At 67.3% G+C, this 20,280-nt stretch carries 11 protein-coding genes; 4 read left to right on the top strand and 7 right to left on the bottom strand.

Going from position 1 to position 20,280, the window contains the following annotated elements:
* Nucleotides 1-56 precede the first annotated feature (56 nt).
* From BN3789_RS03420 to gltB, 7 genes are all read right to left on the bottom strand, one after another.
* Complete coding sequence (locus tag BN3789_RS03420; protein WP_066829944.1) at nt 57-944, bottom strand: class I SAM-dependent methyltransferase; 888 nt, start codon at nt 942-944, stop codon at nt 57-59.
* Nucleotides 945-1,230: 286 nt separating this feature from the next.
* A complete protein-coding gene (locus BN3789_RS03415) occupies nt 1,231-2,595 on the bottom strand; it encodes a PFL family protein (RefSeq protein ID WP_066829941.1) in 1,365 nt (454 codons plus the stop codon).
* Between the two features lie 283 nt (nt 2,596-2,878).
* Nucleotides 2,879-5,389: a homocysteine S-methyltransferase family protein gene (locus tag BN3789_RS03410; RefSeq protein WP_066829940.1), complete on the bottom strand. Its 2,511-nt coding sequence runs from the start codon at nt 5,387-5,389 to the stop codon at nt 2,879-2,881.
* 24 nt (nt 5,390-5,413) lie between these two features.
* On the bottom strand, nt 5,414-6,214 hold the full coding sequence (locus BN3789_RS03405) for a hypothetical protein (protein WP_066830332.1): 801 nt from the start codon (nt 6,212-6,214) through the stop codon (nt 5,414-5,416).
* Nucleotides 6,214-7,089 carry a methylenetetrahydrofolate reductase gene (locus BN3789_RS03400; protein ID WP_066829937.1) on the bottom strand — a complete coding sequence of 292 codons (876 nt, stop codon included), beginning with the start codon at nt 7,087-7,089 and terminating at the stop codon, nt 6,214-6,216. The genes BN3789_RS03405 and BN3789_RS03400 overlap by 1 nt, the downstream gene beginning before the upstream one ends.
* Before the next feature lie 496 nt (nt 7,090-7,585).
* Nucleotides 7,586-8,542 (bottom strand): FAD-dependent oxidoreductase, encoded by a 957-nt coding sequence (locus BN3789_RS03395; protein WP_229254156.1) that lies wholly within the window; start codon nt 8,540-8,542, stop codon nt 7,586-7,588.
* Between the two features lie 354 nt (nt 8,543-8,896).
* Nucleotides 8,897-13,540 carry a glutamate synthase large subunit gene (gene gltB / locus BN3789_RS03390; protein WP_229254153.1) on the bottom strand — a complete coding sequence of 1,548 codons (4,644 nt, stop codon included), beginning with the start codon at nt 13,538-13,540 and terminating at the stop codon, nt 8,897-8,899.
* A gap of 408 nt (nt 13,541-13,948) precedes the next feature.
* Between gltB and BN3789_RS03385 the strand changes: the two genes are divergently transcribed.
* The 4 genes from BN3789_RS03385 to BN3789_RS03370 all read left to right on the top strand — a co-directional run bounded on the left by BN3789_RS03385 (nt 13,949) and on the right by BN3789_RS03370 (nt 20,151).
* Nucleotides 13,949-16,045 (top strand): glutamine synthetase III family protein, encoded by a 2,097-nt coding sequence (locus BN3789_RS03385; protein WP_066829933.1) that lies wholly within the window; start codon nt 13,949-13,951, stop codon nt 16,043-16,045.
* A gap of 479 nt (nt 16,046-16,524) precedes the next feature.
* On the top strand, nt 16,525-17,847 hold the full coding sequence (locus BN3789_RS03380) for a uracil-xanthine permease family protein (RefSeq protein ID WP_066829930.1): 1,323 nt from the start codon (nt 16,525-16,527) through the stop codon (nt 17,845-17,847).
* A gap of 8 nt (nt 17,848-17,855) precedes the next feature.
* Complete coding sequence (locus BN3789_RS03375; protein WP_066829927.1) at nt 17,856-19,262, top strand: amidohydrolase family protein; 1,407 nt, start codon at nt 17,856-17,858, stop codon at nt 19,260-19,262.
* Nucleotides 19,263-19,452: 190 nt separating this feature from the next.
* Entirely contained in the window at nt 19,453-20,151 is a 699-nt protein-coding gene (locus BN3789_RS03370) for a TIGR00266 family protein (RefSeq protein ID WP_066829924.1), read from the top strand.
* Nucleotides 20,152-20,280 lie beyond the last annotated feature (129 nt).

Below are 20,280 nucleotides of genomic sequence, written 5' to 3'. Positions count from 1 at the left end.
CGATTCAAGCCGCATGCTCACGGACCGATTCCGTGCATTCCGGCCGGGCGATACCCTCATGGGTGCAGCTCGGGAGGCTCCGGTTCGCCGGTGCTCCAGGCAATGAAGGCCCACCGCGTGATGCGCTCGTGGTCGAGCATGTAGCGGCCCTGCGGCCTGCCCTTTGAGCCCGGTTCCCCGGCATGGGGGTTGTCGACCATATGCTGGGCGAGATAGGAGCGGAGCTCGTCGACACGATGCTCGTTGCCGTCTTCAAGCATGCGCGCGAAGTCGGCGACACCGTCTTCGAGCGAATCGAACGTGTCGCGCCGAGGTGAGTCGATGTAGCTCACTTCGGGCCTGAGCCCCATGCCGACGAGGATGTTGAAGGCGTAGATGTAGTCGGTACTCCGGGTGACCGACGCACCGATGGCGCGCATGATGTGCTCATCGAGATGCGGGCTGGCGCCTGCGATCAACGTGATGCAGCAGCGTCGGCGCGCCGTGACGGTGAGCTTGGTGAGCGCGGCCTTGAGGTCGCGGGTCGCGATGGAGCGGCTGGCGATGGCGACATCGACGGATTGGGGAGCGATCCCCGCGGCCTGCCAATCGTCATCCCAGGCTAGCTGCAGCGTATCGATGCGACCGTCGAGGCCCCCGTAGTAGTGGATGCCCTCCTGCAGCGTCTCGAGCATCCGTGAGGAGAAATCGGCGGCAACGACGTTGTGCCCCGCCCGCGCCAGCGGGATGGCGAGCGATCCGGCGCCGCACCCCATGTCGAGCACGGACTCCTGCGGGCGGATGTCTGCGAGCGCGAGGAAATCTTGGGCATACGGATGCGTCTCCCGAGGACGGAAGTGCCGGGCGCGGGCATCCCATTGCGCCGGGTCGTCGGGAGTCCGACGCAGCTTCTGCCGCCTCATCCACTCCTCGTTCCAATCCGTCTCCAGCAACAAGCTCCGCATTTCCCGCCCCCTTTACAAAAAACGCGCGGCGCCCAAGCGCCGCGCACCATATTCGATCAAGCTCAAGAACCTTGGCACACGCCGCCATCGCGCACAGCGCGGCGACCGCTTCCCCGCGCCGCACGTGGCTGCATGGTTTTCCACTCGGTAGCGGCGGATGCAGGCCATAAGGCCCGCCGCGAGTTCCGCACGCAAAGGAGAGCCCAGTGGGCTCTCCGTCTTGCGCAGGACTGTCCGAAGCGCCGGGCCTTATGGCCTGCATCCGCCGCGGACAGCATCGGGAGCCTTAGTTCTTCAGCGAGTTGAGCGGCGCGGGGAAGCGGCCGCCGCGATGGGCGAACACGGTGCCGGCGTGTGCGTTCACCGGCATAATGGGGGCGCGCCCGAACAGGCCGCCGTACTCCACAGCGTCGCCCACGCCCTTGCCGATGGCGGGGATGATGCGCACCGCCGTCGTCTTGTTGTTGATGACGCCGATGGCCATCTCGTCGGCGATGATGCCCGCGATGGTCTCGACGTCCGTATCACCGGGGATGGCGATCATATCGAGGCCCACGGAGCACACGCAGGTCATGGCCTCGAGCTTCTCGAGCGACAGCGCGCCCGCCTCGACGGCGGCGATCATGCCGGCGTCCTCGGACACGGGGATGAACGCGCCGGACAGGCCGCCCACGCTGGAGCTCGCCATGACGCCGCCCTTCTTGACGCAGTCGTTGAGCAGGGCGAGCGCCGCGGTGGTGCCGGGGCCGCCGCAGGTGCCCACGCCGATGATCTCCAGGATGCGCGCCACGGAGTCGCCGATGGCGGGCGTCGGGGCGAGCGACAGGTCGACGATGCCCTTCTCCACGCCCAGACGACGCGCCGCCTCTCGGCTCATGAGCTCGCCGGCGCGCGTGATCTTGAACGCGGTCTGCTTGATCTTCTCGGCGACGTCCATCATGGAAGCGCTCTCGGGCAGCTCCTCGAGAGCGGCCGCCATGACGCCGGGGCCGGAGACGCCCACGTTGATGACGGCGTCGGCCTCGCCCGATCCGTGCGTGGCGCCCGCCATGAACGGGGAGTCCTCGACCATGTTGGCGAACACGACGAACTTGGATGCACCCACGGAGTCGCGGTCCGCGGTGAGGCGCGCGGAGTCGAGCACGGTCTGGGCCACCATGAGCACGGCGTCCATGTTGATGCCGGCGCGCAGGCTCGCGACGTTGACGCTTGAGCACACGCGGCTCGTCTGGGCAAGCGCCTCGGGGATGCACTCGATCAGACGGCGGTCGGCGTCGCCGATGCCCTTCTGCACCAGCGCGGAGTATCCGCCGAGGTAGTCGATGCCGAGCGTCTCGGCGGCGCGGTCGAGCGCGTGGGCGAGCGGGATGAGGTCCTTGTCGGGGCAGGCGGCGGCGATCTGCGCCACCGGCGTCACGGAAACGCGCTTGTTGACGATGGGGATGCCGTACTCGCGCTCAAGCGTCTCGGCGGTGGGGACGAGGTGCTCCGCCGTGCGCGTGATGCGGTCGTAGACCTTGGTGCACATGCGGTCGAGGTTCTCGTCGGCGCACCCCATGAGCGAGATGCCCATGGTGATGGTGCGGATATCAAGATGCTGTTCGGAGACCATGCCGTGTGTTTCGGCGATTTCTGCAGGCGTGATGGCCATGGGCGCTCCTTGTCCGGTTGGTGGTTCGTGCTCTCTATTCTAGCGTGGAGCGTCCCTGTGCGCTGTGCGCACTTTCGGGACGCGTTTTCGCGGGTGGACGGCCGTCGGTTTCAGCGGGGAAGACCCGATAGGTGAGTCCTTCAGGTGCAAAATGTATATTCCCATCCAGAAACTGCATAAAAACGTGGCATTCGGCGCGTTTCACGGGGAGGCGATTTGGGCGGGGCCGCTCGAGCCTTCCGCCCTACCGTGCCGACAGGTGCGGAAGGCTTCAATCGACGTTTCACGAGCGCCTGCCGCCAAGGACCTCCTCGGCGATGCGGGCGGTCTCGGCGGCGTCTTTGGCGTAGTAGTCGGCCCCGATGCGCGCAGCGTATTCGGGCGTGAGGACCGCGCCGCCCACGAGCACCTTGATGTCGGGCACCTCGGCGCGCAGCAACCTGATGGTCTCCTCCATGTTCTTGACCGTGGTGGTCATGAGCGCCGACAGGCCCACCAGGCGGATGCGCCGCTCCTTCACGGTCTTGACGATCTCGTTCGGGTCGACGTCGCGCCCCAGGTCGAACACGGTGAAGCCGTAATTGTCGAGCAGCATCTTGACGATGTTCTTGCCGATGTCGTGGATGTCGCCCTTGACGGTCGCGAGGCAGATGGCGCCCTTGTCGGCGATCGCGCCGGAGCCCATGTGCGCACGGATGGTGTCGAAGCCCACGCGCGCGGCCTCGGCGGATGCCATGAGCTGCGGCAGGAAGTAGGTGCCCTGCTCGAACAGGACGCCCACCTCGTCGAGGGCGGGGATGAAGCGCCGGTTGATCAGCTCGAGCGCGTCGGTGGTCTCCAGGAGCTTCTCGGTTGCCGCCGCCATCTCGCCTTTGCGGCCGGTGAGGATGAGCCTGCGGATGGCGTCGCCGCTCTCGGTGTCGACGGTGGGCCTTGGCGCCGCGGCGCCGCTGGCAGAGGATGCACCCGCCTTGTAGGGGTCGGTCCAGCCTGCGAAGTGGTCGATATATGCCGTCGAGCCCTCGTCTTCGGCGTTCAGCACGCGGAACGCGCGGACGGCGTCCATGTAGCGCTCCGATCCCGGATTCATGATGGGGGCGTCCAGACCCGCGCCGAACGCAGCGGACAGAAACGTCGCGTTCAGCACCTCGCGGGCGGGCAGCCCGAAGCTGATGTTCGAGACGCCGAGCGTGCATGCGACGCCCAGGCGCTCGCGGACGAGCGTGACGGCGCGCAGGATCTCGAGCGCCTGCGCCTGGTTGGTCGAGGCGGTCATCACCAGGCAGTCGATGAGGATGCGCTCGCGTCCGATGCCGTAGCGCGCCGCCTCGTCGACGATGCGCTCGGCGATGGCCGCGCGCTGCTCGGCGGTGGCGGGGATCCCCGCCTCGTCGAGGGTGAGGCCGATGATGTTCGCGCCGTAGTGGGCGGCGATGGGCAGCACGGCGTCGAGGCTTTCGCGCGTGCCGTTCACCGAGTTGATGATCGGCTTGCCGGCATAGCGGCGCACGGCGGCCTCGATGGCGCGCGGGTCGGTCGAGTCGATCTGCAGCGGTAGGAGCGTCGACGCGGAGAGTTGCTCGCAGATGCGGGGGAGCGTCTCGACCTCGTCGATGTCGGGCAGGCCGACGTTGACGTCGAGGATGTCGGCGCCCTGCTCCTGCTGGCTGATGCCCTGTCCCACGACGTAGTCCACGTTGCCGTCGCGCAGCGCCTGCTGGAGGCGCTTTTTGCCCGTGGGGTTGATGCGCTCGCCGATGACCGCGATGCGCCGGCTGCTGCGCGGCAGGGTCACGACGGACTGCGCGCTGGTGACCGTGAGGGCGCGCTCGACGGCGCGCGGCGCGGGCACGCGGTCCGCAATCAGGCCGGCGAGCAGCCCGATGTAGTCGGGGGTGGTGCCGCAGCAGCCGCCGATGACGGCGACGCCGTCGTCCACCATGTCCGCCACCGCAGCGGCGTAGGCCCCAGGATCGATGTCGTAGACGGTCCTGCCGCCCTCCGTGCGCGGAAGGCCCGCGTTGGCCTGCACCATGACGGGCTTGTCCGTGACGGCGAGCATGCGGCGCGCGAGCGGGCGCAGCTCGGCGGGGCCGAGCGAGCAGTTGATGCCGACGACGTCGGCGCCCAGGGCGTCGAGCGTGATGGCGGCCGCCTCGGGGGAGGTGCCCAGGAAGGTGCGCCCGTCCTCCTCGAAGGTCATGGTGGCGAAGATGGGGAGCTCGGAGTTCTCGCGCGCGGCGAGCACGGCGGCTCGGATCTCGGCAAGGTCGGTCATCGTCTCGATGACGAACAGGTCGGCGCCCGCGTCCACGGCGGCGCGCACCTGCTGGGCGAACAGGCGGTACGCCTCGTCGAACGAGAGCGTGCCCATGGGGCGCATGAGCGTGCCGAGCGGTCCGATATCGGCCGCAACGTAGCGCGCGCCGGATGCGCGGGCGCAGCGGACGCCCGCCGAGAAGATCTCCTCAACGCTCGCGGCACCCTTGAGCTTGAGGGCGTTGGCACCGAACGTGTTGGTGGTCACGACCTCGCTGCCGGCGGCGACGTAGGCCGCGTGGATTGCCGTGATGGCGTCAGGGTCCGAAAGGTTCAGCAGCTCGGGCAGCTCTCCGGCCGCAAGGCCCGCCGCCTGCAGCATGGTGCCCATGCCGCCGTCGAACAGCAGGTGCCTCGATCCCGCGAGCACGCGGGCGAGCGCATCGTCTGCGCAGGCGGCGGCGCGCGGCCTAAAGGCCTGGCCTGCCTGAAGCGCTGCGGTGACGGGTGCGGTGGTGTCGAGCGAATAGTTCATGTGGGACTCCGGGTCGGGTGGGTGTCAGGCGTAGCAGGTTGTTCCGTGGGCGCGAAACGCGCAGTTGCCGCGCAGGCGGCAGATGGCGCAGGAGGGGCGCTCACCGTTTCGTTCGGCCGCGTCCTTCCCGTCGATGATGCCGATGAGCGCCGTCACGCTCTTCGAGGGGAGCAGCAGGTGGGTCGGCGTGGTCGTGAGGCCGATCAGGCGGCCGGCGTTGAGGCTGGCCACGATGGCGTCTTGGGCGGCGAGCGGGCAGTCGCCGTAGCCGCACGAGAAGCGCCAGGTGCAGGTGCGTCCCGCCGCGGCGGCCTCGCGGCGCACGATATGCTCCATGGCGTCGACGGCACACTCCACGTATGCCGAGGCGGCGGCATCGTAGAGGGCGGCATCGAGCGGGCGCTGGCCGCTCAGCAGGCGCAGGCGCCGCTCGGTGCCCATGCCGAGCGTGCATGCGACCACCGCGCAGGCGGATGCGTCTTTCAGGTGCCGGAAGATATCTCGGCCGCGCAGCTCGATCGTGGTTCCCGTCAGGCGGATGCACGGCATCCCCACCTCGTCGACGCCGGTCGCATCGACGGGAAACGCCTGGATGACGCCATGGGGGTCGACCGTCTGCTCGACCTCGCGCGCGATGCCCTCGATGCGCTCCGAGAGCTCGCCATCGACCTTTTGCCCCGCATGGCCCAGGTACCGCAGCATCTCGGTGCGGTCGATGCGAAGCTCCTCTGCGGCATCCGGTCGGTACAGGACGGGACCCGCCAGCAGGGAGAGGTCGGATGCCTTCTGGGTGCGCGCGGCGTCCGTGCGGTTCGTGCCCGCCATCAGATGCGCAGCGCGCTCATGCACGCGCGGGCGACGTCGGGTCGGTTCATCGTGTAGACGTGCAGGCCCTCGGCGCCGTGCGCCTTCAGGTCCTCCAGCTGGCGGCATGCGTATTCGATGCCCGCCTGGCGCAGGCTCTCGGGGTCGTCCTCGTAGCGCGCGAGGATCTTGATGACGGGGGAGGGCAGCGAGGCGGCGCAGGTGAAGACCATGCGGGTGATCTGTTGCTTGCTCATGAACGGCATGATGCCCGCCGTGATGGGGACGGTGATGCCCGCCGCGTCGGCGAGCTCGAGGAAGCGGTAGAAGTAGTCGTTGTCGAAAAACAGCTGCGTGACGAAAAAGCCCGCGCCCGCATCCTGCTTCTGCTTGAGGTGCTTGACCGAAGTCGGCAGGTCGTCGCAGGTCAGATGCCCTTCGGGATAGGCTGCTCCGCCCACGCAGAAGCCGGCGTCCACCAGCGCCGGGATGAGGTCCTTCGCGTAGGGGAAGGCGATGTCGCCCGCCTCCGCCTCGGACATCCCCGCCGGCAGGTCGCCGCGCAGCGCCAGCACGTTCTCCACGCCCGCGGCGCGGAACTCGGAGATCTTCTCAGCGAGCGTGTCGTGCGTGAGCGAGATGCAGGTGAGGTGCGCGACAGACGGGATGCCGAACTCCGTGGAGATCATCGAGGCGATGCGCGCGGTGGCGTCGGAGTTGCCCGAGCCACCGGCGGAGTAGGTCACGCTGATGAAATCGGGTCCATCCGTGGCGAACTGCGCGGCGACCTCGCGGGCGCGCTCGAGCGTGAGCTCACCTTTGGGGGGAAACATCTCGAACGAGACGGGCTGGGCGCCGGCCGTGCGCGCATCGGCGAATATCTGGTCGATTCTCATGGTGCTCCCCCTTGTGCAGCGTGATGCATTGAAGAGGCATCATACACCGCGCGCACGTGTTGCGGCAGCACCGTTCGCGCCGAAACGCGTTGTTCACGGTGGTGCAAATCGGGGGACGTACCTGCCGCGTGCATTTTTGCAAATCGGGGACGTACCTGTTGCGTGCACTAGCGCATATCAGGGATGTATCTGTTATGTTTATTAGTGTATATAGGACGTACCTGTGGGTGCAGAAATGCATATGGGACGTACCTATTGGGGGGTACAGAAATGCATGAAGAAGGTACGTCCCCCGATTTGCACGAGTGTATGGGGCAGGTACGTCCCCAGATTTACCTGTTGTATGTAGAAAAGCATATGAGACGCACCTGTGGATACGAAAATGCATTCCCAAGGTACGTCCTCGATATGCGCTAATGCACGCAACAGGTACGTCCCCCGATTTGCACCCCCAAGCCGGGTCGCGGACGCGGGCTTGGGGGTGCGCTCACATGCCCTAGCGGGCGCTTAGGGCGTCGGCGACTTCGTGGGCGCAGGCGACGCCGTCGGCAATGGCGTTGACCACGAGCGATGCGCCGGACCGGGCATCGCCGCAGGCCCATACGCCGTGCGCGGGCTCGACGGTCCCCGCCGCGCACGCGCAGCGATGGCTTCCGGCCTCGGCCATAACGGGCAACTGCCTTCCGGCGCCGGGTTCGGGCAGGGTCGCGCCCAGCGCCTCCACCACGCTGCGCTGGGGGCCGGTGAACCCGCAGGCGATGAGGACGAGCTGGGCGGGCAGCTCGCGCTCGGTCGCCGCGACGGGTGCCGGCGAGCCTTCCGACCAGTCGACATCGACGATCTTAAGCGCGCGGACCCGTCCGTCGTCGTCGACCAGCACGGCGCGCGTGTCCACGGACCACGAGCGCATTTCGCCGCCCATGAGCTCGATCGCCTCCTGCTGGCCGTAGTCGGTCTTCTTGACGTTGGGCCACTGGGGCCAGGGGTTGCTCGGGTCGCGCTGCTCGGGCGGCTCGGGCATGACCTCGAGCTGGCGGACGCTGCGCGCGCCCTGGCGGACGGCGGTGCCCACGCAATCGTTGCCCGTGTCGCCGCCGCCGATGACCACGACGTCGAGGCCGCGCGCGTCGATGGCGGGCGCGGCCTTGTCGAGGACGGCGCGGGTGGAGGAGGTGAGGTAGTCGACGGCCATCGTCACGCCTGTCGCGTCGATGCCGGGGACGTCGAGCGTGCGCGCGGCGCCCGCGCCGCAGGCGATGACGACGGCGTCGTACGCGGAGGTGAGCTCGGCGGCGACGGCGGGATTCGCCGCGTCGGTGTTCAGCATGAAGGAGATGCCGCGCTCCTCCATGAGCGCGCATCGGCGCTCCACGATGTCCTTCGGGAGCTTCATGTTGGGGATGCCGTACATGAGCAGGCCGCCCGGACGGTCGGAGCGCTCGACGACCGTCACGCGGACGCCGAGGGGTGACTGGAGTTCAGACGTGTGCTCTTCCGGACCCGGCTCGTGAACTCGGGCAGCGGGCTCGTGAGCGCCAGGCGCTCGGCCGCCTCGCGCCAGCGTCCGCGCCACACGAGGTCGTTCCACTCGGGGATGAGGTTGTGCAGCGGGCAGCCGCTCGAGCGCGCCCGTCCAAAGGGATGACCCGCCTGGCAGAAGGCGACGCCGCACATCATGCAGCGGCTTGCCTGCACGCGGCGCTCGCCGCAGTCGAGCTCTCGGTAGAGCTCGTCGTAGTCGCGCACGCGCTCTGCGGCCGGGCGCAACTCGTGCACCTTGCGTCCGTGTGCGAGAAACGCTCCCGGCTTACCCATGGCGCTTCACCTCCTTGGCCCCCGTCACGACCTCGAAGGCCGTCTCGAGCGCCTCCTCATGCGTCGCGCCGTCGCGCTCCGCGTCCTTCACGATCTCCATCACGCGCTCGTACTCCACGGGCACCACCTTCACGAAGTGCGCCGCGATCGCGTCGAAGCGGTAGAGCATCTTGATGCCCAGCGGGCTTTGCGTGGCGCGCACGTGGGCCACGATCAGCTCGCGGATGGCGGCGAGCTCCTGCTCGCTCGGCGTGCGCAGCGCCACCGTGTCCTGGTTGCAGTGGGAGGCGAGCGTGCGGTACTCGTCGTAGACGAAGGCCACGCCGCCCGTCATGCCGGCGGCGAAGTTCGCCCCCACCTCGCCCAGGATGAGCACGGTGCCGCCCGTCATGTACTCGCAGCCGTGGGCGCCTACGCCCTCGACCACCACGGTCGCGCCGGAGTTGCGCACGCAGAAGCGCTGGCCGGCGCGCCCGTTCACAAAGCCGCGCCCGCCGGTCGCCCCCATGAAGGCAACGTTTCCCACGATGATGTTCTCGTCGAACTTGTAGCTCGCCGTCTCGGCCGGGCGGACCGACACGGTGCCTCCCGAGAGCCCCTTGCCGAAGTAGTCGTTCGCGTCGCCCTCGACGTTGAGCTCGACGCCTTTCGGAAGGAACGCCGCGAAGCTCTGGCCCGCGGAACCCGTGCAGTCGATGGTGATGAGCCCGTCGGGGAGCCCGTCGGGATGGGCGGCGGTGACGGCGTGCCCGAGCATGGTGCCCACGCACCGGTTGACGTTGGCGATGTCGGCGTGGAAGCGCAAGGGGCGCAGATGGCGGCGCGCGCCGGCGGTGTAGGGGACGAACAGCGTGGCGTCGAGCGTGCGCTCGAGCTGCACGTCGGCGGCCATCGAGGGCATGAAGTGCACCCCGTCCGCGCCCGGGATCGTCGAGCCGAACTCGCAGACGGCGGGCGCGAGCACGCAGGACAGGTCGACCAGCTCGCTTTTCCAGTTGCCCGGTGCCGCGACCTGGCGCAGGCACTCGGGATGGCCCACCATCTCGTCGACGGTGCGGAAGCCCAGGCGCGCCATGACCTCGCGCAGCTGCTCGGCCACGAACAGCATGAAGTTCTCCACGTGCTCGGGCTTTCCGGCGAAGCGGTGGCGCAGGCGGCAGTTCTGCGTGGCGATGCCCGCCGGGCAGGTGTCCTGGTGGCAGTCGCGCTGCATGAGGCAGCCCATGGCGATCAGCGGCATGGTCGCGAAGCCGAACTCCTCGGCGCCCAGAAGGCAGGCGACCGCCACGTCGGTGCCGTCCATGAGCTTGCCGTCCGCCTCGAGCACCACGCGGGAGCGCAGGCCGTTGCGCACGAGCGTCTGCTGCGTCTCGGCGAGTCCCAGCTCGAGCGGCAGGCCCGCATGCCAGATGGAGTCGCGCGGGGCGGCGCCCGAGCCGCCGTTGTGCCCGGAGATGAGGATCTTGTCGGCGGCGCCCTTGGCGACGCCGGTGGCGATGGTGCCCACGCCCGCCTCGGAGACGAGCTTCACGCTCACGCGGGCATCGGGGTTTGCGCACTTGAGGTCGAAGATGAGCTCGGCGAGGTCCTCGATGGAGTAGATGTCATGATGCGGCGGGGGCGAGATGAGCCCGATGCCCGGGGTGGACTGGCGCACCCGCGCGATCCAGGGGTACACCTTCTTGCCGGGCAGGTGCCCGCCCTCGCCGGGCTTGGCGCCCTGGGCCATCTTGATCTGCAGCTCGCGCGCCGAGGAGAGGTAGCGGCTCGTCACGCCGAACCTGCCGCTTGCCACCTGCTTGATGGCGGAGCAGGCAGAGTCGCCGTTCGGGAGCAGGTCCTCGCGCCGCGGATCCTCTCCGCCCTCGCCGGAGTTCGAGCGGCCGTGCAGCCGGTTCATGGCGATGGCCATGCACTCGTGCGCCTCCTGGCTGATGGACCCGTAGCTCATGGCGCCGGTGTTGAAGCGCGTGACGATGCTGCGCGCGTCCTCCACCTCGTCGAGGGGCACCGGCGTGCGCGCGGAGAAGTCGAAGTCCATGAGGTCGCGCAGGCGCACCGCGCGCCCCGGACGCCTGAGGTGCTCGCTGTAGGCGAGAAACGTGTCGTAGGAATCCGAGCGCACGGCCTGCTGCAGCAGGTAGATGGTATCGGGGTCGATGAGGTGGTCCTCTCCGCCGACCGGGCGCCACATGGTGAGGCCGAGGCTCGGCAGCGCGTCGGGCGCCGGCGAGGTGCGCAGGGCGCGCGCGGCGTCGAAGCGCTCATCGAGCTCGCGCTCGACATCGCGGATGCCCAGGCCGCCGACGCGCGAGACGGTGCCGGCGAAATAGCGCTCCACCAGGCCCTCGTCCAGGCCGACGGCCTCGAAGATCTGCGCGGAATGGTAGCTTTGCACCGTCGAGATGCCCATCTTGGACATGATGGACACGATGCCCGCGACGGCGGCGCGGTTGTAGTTGGCGATCGCCTCGTCCGCGTCGAGCGCATGCCCGTCCGCTGCCGTGAGGTCGCCTTCCTGCGCCATGCGGGCCACGAGGCCGTGCGCCATGTAGGGGTAGATGCCGCTCGCCGAATAGGAGATGAGCGCCGAGAAGTCGTGCGCGGACAGCGCGTCGCCGCATTCGATGACGATGTCGGCGAACGTGCGCAGGCCGGCGCGCATGAGGGCGTTGTGCACGGCGCCCACCGCGAGGAGCGACGGGACGGGCACCTCGTCGCGCTCGGTGCGGTCGGACAGGACGACGATGTTCACGCCGCCGCGCACCGCGTCGATCACGCTCGCGCTCAGGCTCTCCAGGGTGCGCTCGAGCGCGCCGGGCGCGTCGTCGCGCCGGTACTTGGCGACGAACGTGCGCGCCTCGAAGCCGGCGCGGTCGACGTCGCAGATGCGGCGGAACCCCTCGCGAGTGAGCAGGGGCGCGTCGAGCCGGATGAGGCGGCAGGAGGCGCGGCAGTCCTCGAGCAGGTTGCCGTGATTGCCCAGATACAGCACGGTCGAGGTCACGAGGCGCTCGCGCAGCGCGTCGATGGGAGGGTTCGTGACCTGCGCGAACAGCTGGAAGAAGTAATCGAAGAACGATCGCGTCTTGAGCGAGAGGCAGGCGAGCGGCGCGTCGATGCCCATCGATGCGAGCGGGGTGGAGCCGGTGGATGCCATGGGGCGCAGCACCTCGTTGATGTCGTCCCAGTGGTGGCCGTAGCGCGCGGCGTCCTCGGCGCGGGGCACGAGGTCGGTCCCCGCCGCGTCGATGTCGGCTCCCGCCGCGCCGCGGGCGTCGCGGATGTCGAGGTCGCCAAGCGAGAGCGTCTCGTCCGAGATCCAGTCCGAGAAGGGCTTGAGCTTGGCGTATCCGTTGCGGATCTCGTCGTTGTAGCGGATGCGCCCCCGCTCGAGGTCGACCTCGAGCATCTCGCCCGGGCCCAAGCATCCGCTCGTGAGCACGTTGGCGGGATCGATCTCGAGCGCGCCGACCTCGGAGCACAGCAGGAACCTGTCGTCGCGCGTGACGATGTAGCGCGCGGGGCGCAGGCCGTTGCGGTCGAGCGCGGCGCCCAGCGTGCGCCCGTCGGTGAAGGCGATGGCCGCCGGGCCGTCCCAGGGCTCCATGAGCATCGACTGGTAGGCGTCGTAGGCGCGACGCGCCGGCGAGAGCTCGTCGTTACGGTCCCACGGCTCGGGCATGAGCAGCGAGACGGCGCGCGTGAGCGGTCGGCCGTTCATCACCAAAAACTCGAGGACGTTGTCCAGGATGGCGGAATCGGAGCCCTCGCGGTTGATGATGGGCAGCACGCGCTCGAGCTCGTCTTGGAAGATGGGGGAGTACAGGTTCGGCTCACGCGCGCGGATCCAGTTGACGTTGCCCTTCAGGGTGTTGATCTCGCCGTTATGGATGATGAGGCGGTTGGGGTGCGCGCGCTCCCAGCTGGGCGTGGTGTTGGTGGAGTAGCGCGAGTGGACGAGCGCCACGGAGGTCTTCACGGCGGCGTCGTTCAGGTCGGTGAAGAAGCGGCGCATCTGCGTGGCCACGAGCATGCCCTTGTACACGATGGTGCGTGCGCTCATGGAGCAGATATAGAAGATCTTGCCCTCGAGCGCGTGCTCGGCGTCGGCGCGCTTCTCGATCACGCGGCGGCACACGTACAGGCGGCGCTCGAACGCGTCGCCGCGCTCGACGTCGTCGGGACGGCCGAGGAACGCCTGCTTGATGGTGGGCATGCACGCCCGCGCCGTCTCGCCCAGGTCGTGCGCGTCGACCGGCACGTCGCGCCAGAACAGCACGGGGATCCCCTCCTGCGCGCAGCCCTCCTCGAAGGTCCGCTCGGCCGCCCTCACGCCATGTTCGTCCTGCGGCAGGAAGAGCATGGCCACGCCGTAGTCGCCCTCGGCGGGCAGCAGCTGGCCGCAGCGCTGGGCCTCCTTGCGGAAGAATCGGTGGGGGATCTGGAACAGGATGCCCGCTCCGTCTCCCGTGTTGCGCTCGAGGCCCGTGCCGCCTCGGTGCTCGAGGTTGACGAGCACCGAGAGCGCGTCGTCGAGTATCTGGTGGCTTCTCGTGCCGTCGATGGCCGCGAGCGCGCCGATGCCGCAGGCGTCGTGCTCGAACTGCGGCCGGTAGAGGGTCTGATGGTTCATATATCCTCCCATGCGATGTCCAAGACAGGGGGCGATTGCACACCGGGCGCGCGTGCGCGGCGCGGGTGCGGCGATTTATGGTAGGCGGGTGCGGTTGCAGCCGGTTTTCCCGGAGGTTTCCGTGCGGTTTCGATTTGGCTACAAAATGGGGTCGTATCGCGCGCCCTGCGCTGTCGTTTTCTTTCTACACACCGTATGAGCTGGGAAAACAATGCGCAGAGAGCGAATCGTCCGGCGTCGGGGGCGCCGCGTTTCGGTCCGCGCGGCCGTCTTCAAACGGTCATAGGACTGTATCAATGCGGCAACCCGTATGAAATTGCCTCGAAATCAGCTGCCTGTAATCTACAATTCGTTCGTTGGGACAAAACGCCGGTAGCACGAACCCGGCGTCATACGAAGGGAGCCCCTATGGCCGATACCGAGCTTACCAGTCGATTCGGTACCATGGTCTTTTCGGAGGACGTGATGCGCAAGCGTCTGCCGAAGGACATCTACAAACGCCTTGCCGCCACGATGGATCAGGGTGCGCCGCTCGACCTGGACGTGGCCAACGCCGTCGCGCACGCCATGAAGGAGTGGGCGATCGAGAACGGCGCCACCCATTTCGCGCATTGGTTCCAACCTCTTTCGGGAATCACGTCCGAGAAGCACGACAGCTTCCTCGAACCCAACCACGATGGCACCGCCATCACCAAGTTCACCGGCAAGAACCTCATCCAGGGTGAGCCCGACGCCTCGAGTTTCCCCAACGGCGGCCTGCGCGCCACCTTCGAGGCCCGCGGCTACACCGCGTGGGATCCCACGAGCCCCGCGTTCATCAAGGACGAGGTGCTGTGCATCCCCACGGCGTTTTGCGGCTACAACGGCGAGGCCCTCGACAAGAAGACCCCGCTTCTGCGCTCCATGAAGGTGCTCGACACGCAGGCCAAGCGCGTGCTTGCGCTGTTCGGCAAGCACCCCAAGCGCGTCGTGCCCAACGTCGGTCTTGAGCAGGAGTACTTCCTGATCAAGAAGGACGCCTACCGCAGGCGCCGCGACCTGGTCATCTGCGGCCGCACCCTCTTCGGCGCCCCGCCCTGCAAGGGCCAGGAGCTCGAGGAGCACTACTTCGGCGCCATCCGCCCGAGCGTGTCCAAGTACATGAAGGCGCTCGACGACGAGCTGTGGGCGCTCGGCATCCCCGCCAAGACCAAGCACAACGAGGTCGCTCCCTGCCAGCACGAGCTCGCGCCCGTGTACACCGAGCTCAACGAGGGCATCGACAACAACATGCTCGTCATGGAGAAGATGAAGCTCGTGGCGTCGAGCTTCGACCTCACCTGCCTTCTGCACGAGAAGCCGTTCGAGGGCATCAACGGCTCGGGCAAGCACAACAACTGGTCCATCGGTACCGAGGACGAGAACCTCATGGATCCCGGTGACACCCCGCTCGAGAACCTGCAGTTCGTGGTGTTCCTCACCGCGGTGATCGAGGCGGTCGACAAGTATCAGGACCTGCTGCGCATGTCCGTGGCGAGCTGCGGCAACGACCACCGTCTGGGCGCCAACGAGGCGCCTCCGGCGATCGTGTCCATCTTCTTGGGCGACCAGCTCACCGAGGTCGTCCAGAAGATCATGGACGGCAAGGCGTCCGTCCACGCCACGCACGGCGTGCTCGACCTGGGCGCCGACGTGCTGCCCAACCTCGAGCAGGACAACACCGACCGCAACCGCACCTCGCCGTTCGCCTTCACGGGCAATAAGTTCGAGTTCCGCGCGGTCGGCTCCGAGGCCAATCCGAGCGACGCCAACCTGGTGCTCGACACCGCGGTCGCCGAGTCGCTGAAGGAGTTCGCCGACGCGCTCGAGGGCACGCCCGAGGACGAGTTCGCCGCCGCCGCGCTTGAGTACTGCAAGAAGACGCTCAACGAGCACCGCCGCATCCTGTTCTCCGGCGACGGCTACTCCGACGAGTGGCAGAAGGAGGCGGAGCACCGCGGTCTGGCCAACCTGCGCACCACGGCCGACGCGCTGCCGATGATGGTGTCCGAGAAGAATCTCGCGCTGTGGGTCGGCATGGGCGTGCTGTCCGAGACGGAGGCCTTCAGCCGCTACGAGGTCAAGGTCGAGAAGTACAACAAGCTCATGAACATCGAGGCCACGACGATGATCCGCGAGGCGCGCCGCACCTACCGTCCCGCCATCTCCGCCTACGCGACCAAGGTCGCCAAGGGCCTCGAGATCATCCGCTCCGCCGGCGCCGAGGCGGCGATGACCTGCGAGCAGAACACGCTCAACAAGCTGTGCGCCGGCATCACCGAGATCAACGAGTCCATCAAGGCGCTCGACGCGTTGCACCAGAAGGCCGAAGGGCTCGTCGACGCGCAGGAGCAGGCCAACTGCTACGCGCATGAGGTCATTCCCGCCATGAACCGCCTGCGCGCCGCCGTCGACGCCATGGAGGAGATCGTGGCCGCCGACTACTGGCCCGTTCCGACTTACGACGAGATCCTGTTCTACGTGTAGGCCTCTGCGGGGTCATGTCCCGCGCGACATGTCGAATAACGAGCGGCGGGCCGCCTTCGGGCGGCCCGCCGCTCGTTTTGAGGGGAGGGTCTTGGCGCGGCCTGCCGCCGCCATTCCATACGATCAGCCGGCATGTTTGTAGATCTGTGGCAGCCGATGCATTCGACGAGTGTCGCCGCGTCAGCCGGCTTAATGGGGCAACCGCGAGCGGGCCGAACGTCCCGGCTGGAATCGAACGCTCGCGTCCCCATGCTTTTTCATGAACGTAGAGAGGTCGATTCTGCGTTTCCCCAGGTATCTAAATAATAACCCCCGTACTTTTTCATGAATTTCCTTCGGCGGGCCGCCGTGTCCACGGTGGCCTCGCAGAGGCATGCCAAAAAAGAGCTCCCGTGCGCTCAGTTTCTTCGGAATGCGCGTAGCTTCGAGCATATTTCCAGTATGCTCGAGGTGCACTGTCCTCCGAAGGAAGGGAATCTATGGCAAACGGTACAAACAATCTCGCCATAGGCGTCAACGACCGCGTCGAGCCCTTGAAGGCGGTGGGCCTGGCGTTTCTCCATGTTCTCGCCATGGACCTCTACGTCTGCCCCATCGTGCTCGCGGCCATGCTCGGTCTGGATACCGAGGGCACCAACCAGCTCATCCAGATCTGCTTCTTCACCGCCGGCATCGCCACGCTCATCCAGACGGGTATCGGCATCAAGCTGCCCGTCGTCCAAGGCGCGAGCTTCGTGGCGCTGTCCGCCCTTGCCACCATCGGCGCTAATGGAGGCATGGCCATGATGGTGGGTAGCATCATTCCCGGCGCCATCATCCTCATTTTGCTCGGCGCCACCAGGTTGTTTGCCAAGATCGTTCGCCGCTGCATCCCGCCCTACATCGGCGGTCTCATCATCGTGATCGTCGGCCTGTCGCTCACGCCTACCGCGGCGGGCGGCGTGTTCAGCGTCGACGGCGGCCTCGCGAGCAACATGGCGCCCGGTCTTGCCTCAATGATCACGCTCGTCATCATGAACGTCGTCGCGTACAAGACCGGCTACCGCCACCATCTGGTGAGCGTCCTGTCCGTGTTGTGCTCGCTGGTGGTGGGCTGCGTGGCCGCGGCCATCGTGGGCGTGCTCGACTTCTCGACCGTGGCGACGTCCGCGTGGTTCGCGATGCCCATGCCGTTCCACTTCGGTATGCCGGTCTTCGACATCCCCTCGATCGTGCTCATGACCTTCATCTACTTCATCGTGCTCATCGAGACCACCGGTGTGTGGTTTACCGTGGGCGACGTCACCGACGAGGAGCTCACCGACGAGCGTCTGAACCATGCCGTCATGGGCGAGGGCCTGGGCTGCCTGGTGGGATCGCTGTTCGGCGGTACTCCGCTGACCGGCTACTCCACCAACGCTGGCATCATCTCCATCACCAAGGTCGCGAGCCGCACCGTGGTCATGGTCGCCGGTGTCATCCTGGTGATCTTGGGCATGTGCCCCAAGCTCATGGCCGTCATCTCGTCGGTTCCCGAGGCCGCCATCTGCGGCGTGCTCGTGGTGGTCTGCCAGATCCTGGTGGTCAACGGCCTGCGCATCATCATCAACTCCAAGCTCGACCAGAAGAAGATGCTGGTGATCGGGCTCTCGCTCATCTTCACCGTCGCGAGCCTTGTTCTGTCCGCCGATGTCAAGGCGGAGTTCCCGGTCATGATCCAGTACCTGGTGAGCAGCGGCACGGCGGTGGGCGGCATCATCGCGGTGGTGCTCAACCTGTTGCTGCCCGAGGACCCTGCGGCGGCACCTGATTCAACTCGTTAGGAGATCTCATGTCCAACCTGAACGCCGTTCTCGGATCGTTTTTCCATACGCCCGCATACGGGGGGTTCGAGCTGCTGGAGCGTGCGCTCATCGAGCTCGACGGGCGCGGCTTCATCGAGCGCGTGACACTGCTGAGCGATGAGGGCTACGATGTGCGCGTCATCGCTGCCCGAGAGGCGGGTGCACGCGAGCCGGGCACGTTTATGGAGCTCGGTTCCGATGAGTGCGGCTTGCCGGGCTTCGTGGACCTGCACGTGCATGCACCGCAGTGGCCCCAGGCTGGCGTGGCGCTCGACGAGCCGCTCGATGTCTGGCTGGACCAGCGCACCTTCCCGCTCGAGGCGCGCTTCGCAGACCCCGCGTTCGCGCACGCGGTGGGACTCGACCTGGCGCGCACGCTGCTGTCGCGCGGCACCACGACCTGCCTGTATTTCGGCAGCGCCCATCTTGAGGGAAGCTTCGAGCTCGCGCGCGCCTGCACCGAGGCGGGACAGCGCGCAGTGGTGGGCAAGGTCGTGATGGATGACCCCGAGGCCAACCACGATTTCTACCGCGATGCCTCGCCGGCGAGCGCCCTTGCCGACACCGAGGAGTTCTTGGGCCGCGTGGAGCATCTGGACGCCGACTGCCGTCGCACCGTCGAACGCTTCCCCGGCGTGTTCGCCGCGGTGACCCCACGCTTCATCCCCAGTTGCACTGACGAGGCGCTCGCGGGGCTGGGGCAGATCGTCGCCGCCCACGATGCCTATGTGCAGTCGCACTGCAACGAGGGGGAATGGGAGCACGGCGTAGCCGTCGCGCGCTACGGCAAGACCGATGCCGAGGCGTTGGCGGACTTCGGCCTTCTGCGCCCCAAGGCCGTGATGGCGCATTGCACCTTCATGAGCGAGTCGGATACCGCGCTGTTTGCGCAAACGGGCACGACCGTCGCGCACTGCCCCATCTCCAACGCGTATTTCGCCGACAGCGCCTGCCCGGTACGGCGTATGCACGAGGCGGGTGTCAAGATCGGCTTGGCGACCGACATCTCGGGCGGGTTTTCCCCGAGCCTGTATGAGAACATCCGCATGGCGGTCATGGCGTCGCGCATGCTGGAGAGCGGCGTGGATGCGCTTGTCCCCTGTTCCTCGCGTGGAGCGGGACGGCCCTCCCGCATCTCTGTGGCCGAGGCGCTTTACCTTGCGACCAAGGGCGGAGCGGAGGCGCTGGAGCTGCCGGTCGGTTCTTTCGAGGTGGGACGAGCCTTCGATGTCCAGATTCTCGATACGCGCCACCCGTATGCCGATCTCACCGGGTTTGGGATCTTCGACGCACCCGCCGACCGTCTGGCACGCATTCTGTACCTGGCGACGCCCGATAGCATCCGAAAGGTGTTCGTACAAGGAAGGTGCGTTATCGACCGCGACGCGCTGTAGGTCGCGCGGGCGATCCTCCCAGGATCGCTGCGTGAGGGGCGGCGCCGTTTCATGAGCGGGGCGCGCGGTTGACGTTCGTTTTGCGCTGGATGGCATGTGCGACGCGTCCCGCGTGCGCTGGGGTGCGCCGCTATACTGGGGGTGCGGTGCGTGCGCGGATGCATGCGCCGGGAGAGCGAGGGAGGCTCCTATGAGGTTCGTATTATCCGGTGACTCCGATTGCCCTATCGCCCGTATCGCGCTCGGATACGGGGAGTCGGTCAAGATGGAGTCGGGCAGCATGGTCTACTCGCGCGACGTTGAGATCAGCGGCGGGCTCAATTCGAAGAAGAAGGGGCTCGGCGGGGTTTTGGGCGCGATCGGGCGCAGCATCACGAGCGGCGAATCGATGTTCATCACCACCGCCACCGGCACGGGTGACAAGGGCGAGATCGCGATCGCTCCGCCCATTCCGGGAAAGATCGTCGAGCTGGTCGTCGATGCCGACCGCCAGTACTGCCTGAACACCGGAGCGTTTCTTGCGTGCGACAACAGCGTCGAGAGCACCATGGTGAACCAGGGCATCTCGAAGGCGTTTTTCGGTAACACGGGCGGCCTGTTCGTCATGGAGATGAGCGGCTCCGGCTCCGTGCTGGTCTCCGCGTTCGGCGACATCCTCGCGCTTGACGTGGTGCCCGGCACGCCGCTGACCGTGGACAACGAGCACGTGGTGGCATGGGACGCCGGTCTCGACTACCACATCGAGGTCGCGAGCGGCATGTTCGGCTTCACGACGGGCGAGGGCCTGGTCAACACCTTCACGGGCTCCGGCCGCGTCTACATCCAGACGCGCAACCTGGGAAACCTGGCCCAAGCGCTGCATCCCTACCTGCCCTCGCCTTCCAACTAGGCGCACCTGGCACTTTTGGAACGGGGGCCCGAGGCGGAAAAAAGCCCGGCTTCCGAGGCGGAGACCGGGCTTCATTCGTCAATGGTGCCCCCAACGGGATTCGCGGTCGCCTGCGGCGCCCGCGGCTTC

The sequence above is a fragment of the Collinsella ihumii genome (genome assembly GCF_900046475.1).
GTDB lineage: Bacteria > Actinomycetota > Coriobacteriia > Coriobacteriales > Coriobacteriaceae > Collinsella > Collinsella ihumii.
This window is presented reverse-complemented; position numbering and strand designations above follow the sequence as displayed.

Bases quoted from the DNA above. Each gene is read 5' to 3' on its own strand.
- BN3789_RS03420 (WP_066829944.1), bottom strand. From the start codon at position 944: ATGCGGAGCTTGTTGCTGGAGACGGATTGGAACGAGGAGTGGATGAGG.
- BN3789_RS03415 (WP_066829941.1), bottom strand. From the start codon at position 2,595: ATGGCCATCACGCCTGCAGAAATCGCCGAAACACACGGCATGGTCTCC.
- BN3789_RS03410 (WP_066829940.1), bottom strand. From the start codon at position 5,389: ATGAACTATTCGCTCGACACCACCGCACCCGTCACCGCAGCGCTTCAG.
- BN3789_RS03405 (WP_066830332.1), bottom strand. From the start codon at position 6,214: ATGGCGGGCACGAACCGCACGGACGCCGCGCGCACCCAGAAGGCATCC.
- BN3789_RS03400 (WP_066829937.1), bottom strand. From the start codon at position 7,089: ATGAGAATCGACCAGATATTCGCCGATGCGCGCACGGCCGGCGCCCAG.
- gltB (WP_229254153.1), bottom strand. From the start codon at position 13,540: ATGAACCATCAGACCCTCTACCGGCCGCAGTTCGAGCACGACGCCTGC.
- BN3789_RS03385 (WP_066829933.1), top strand. From the start codon at position 13,949: ATGGCCGATACCGAGCTTACCAGTCGATTCGGTACCATGGTCTTTTCG.
- BN3789_RS03380 (WP_066829930.1), top strand. From the start codon at position 16,525: ATGGCAAACGGTACAAACAATCTCGCCATAGGCGTCAACGACCGCGTC.
- BN3789_RS03375 (WP_066829927.1), top strand. From the start codon at position 17,856: ATGTCCAACCTGAACGCCGTTCTCGGATCGTTTTTCCATACGCCCGCA.
- BN3789_RS03370 (WP_066829924.1), top strand. From the start codon at position 19,453: ATGAGGTTCGTATTATCCGGTGACTCCGATTGCCCTATCGCCCGTATC.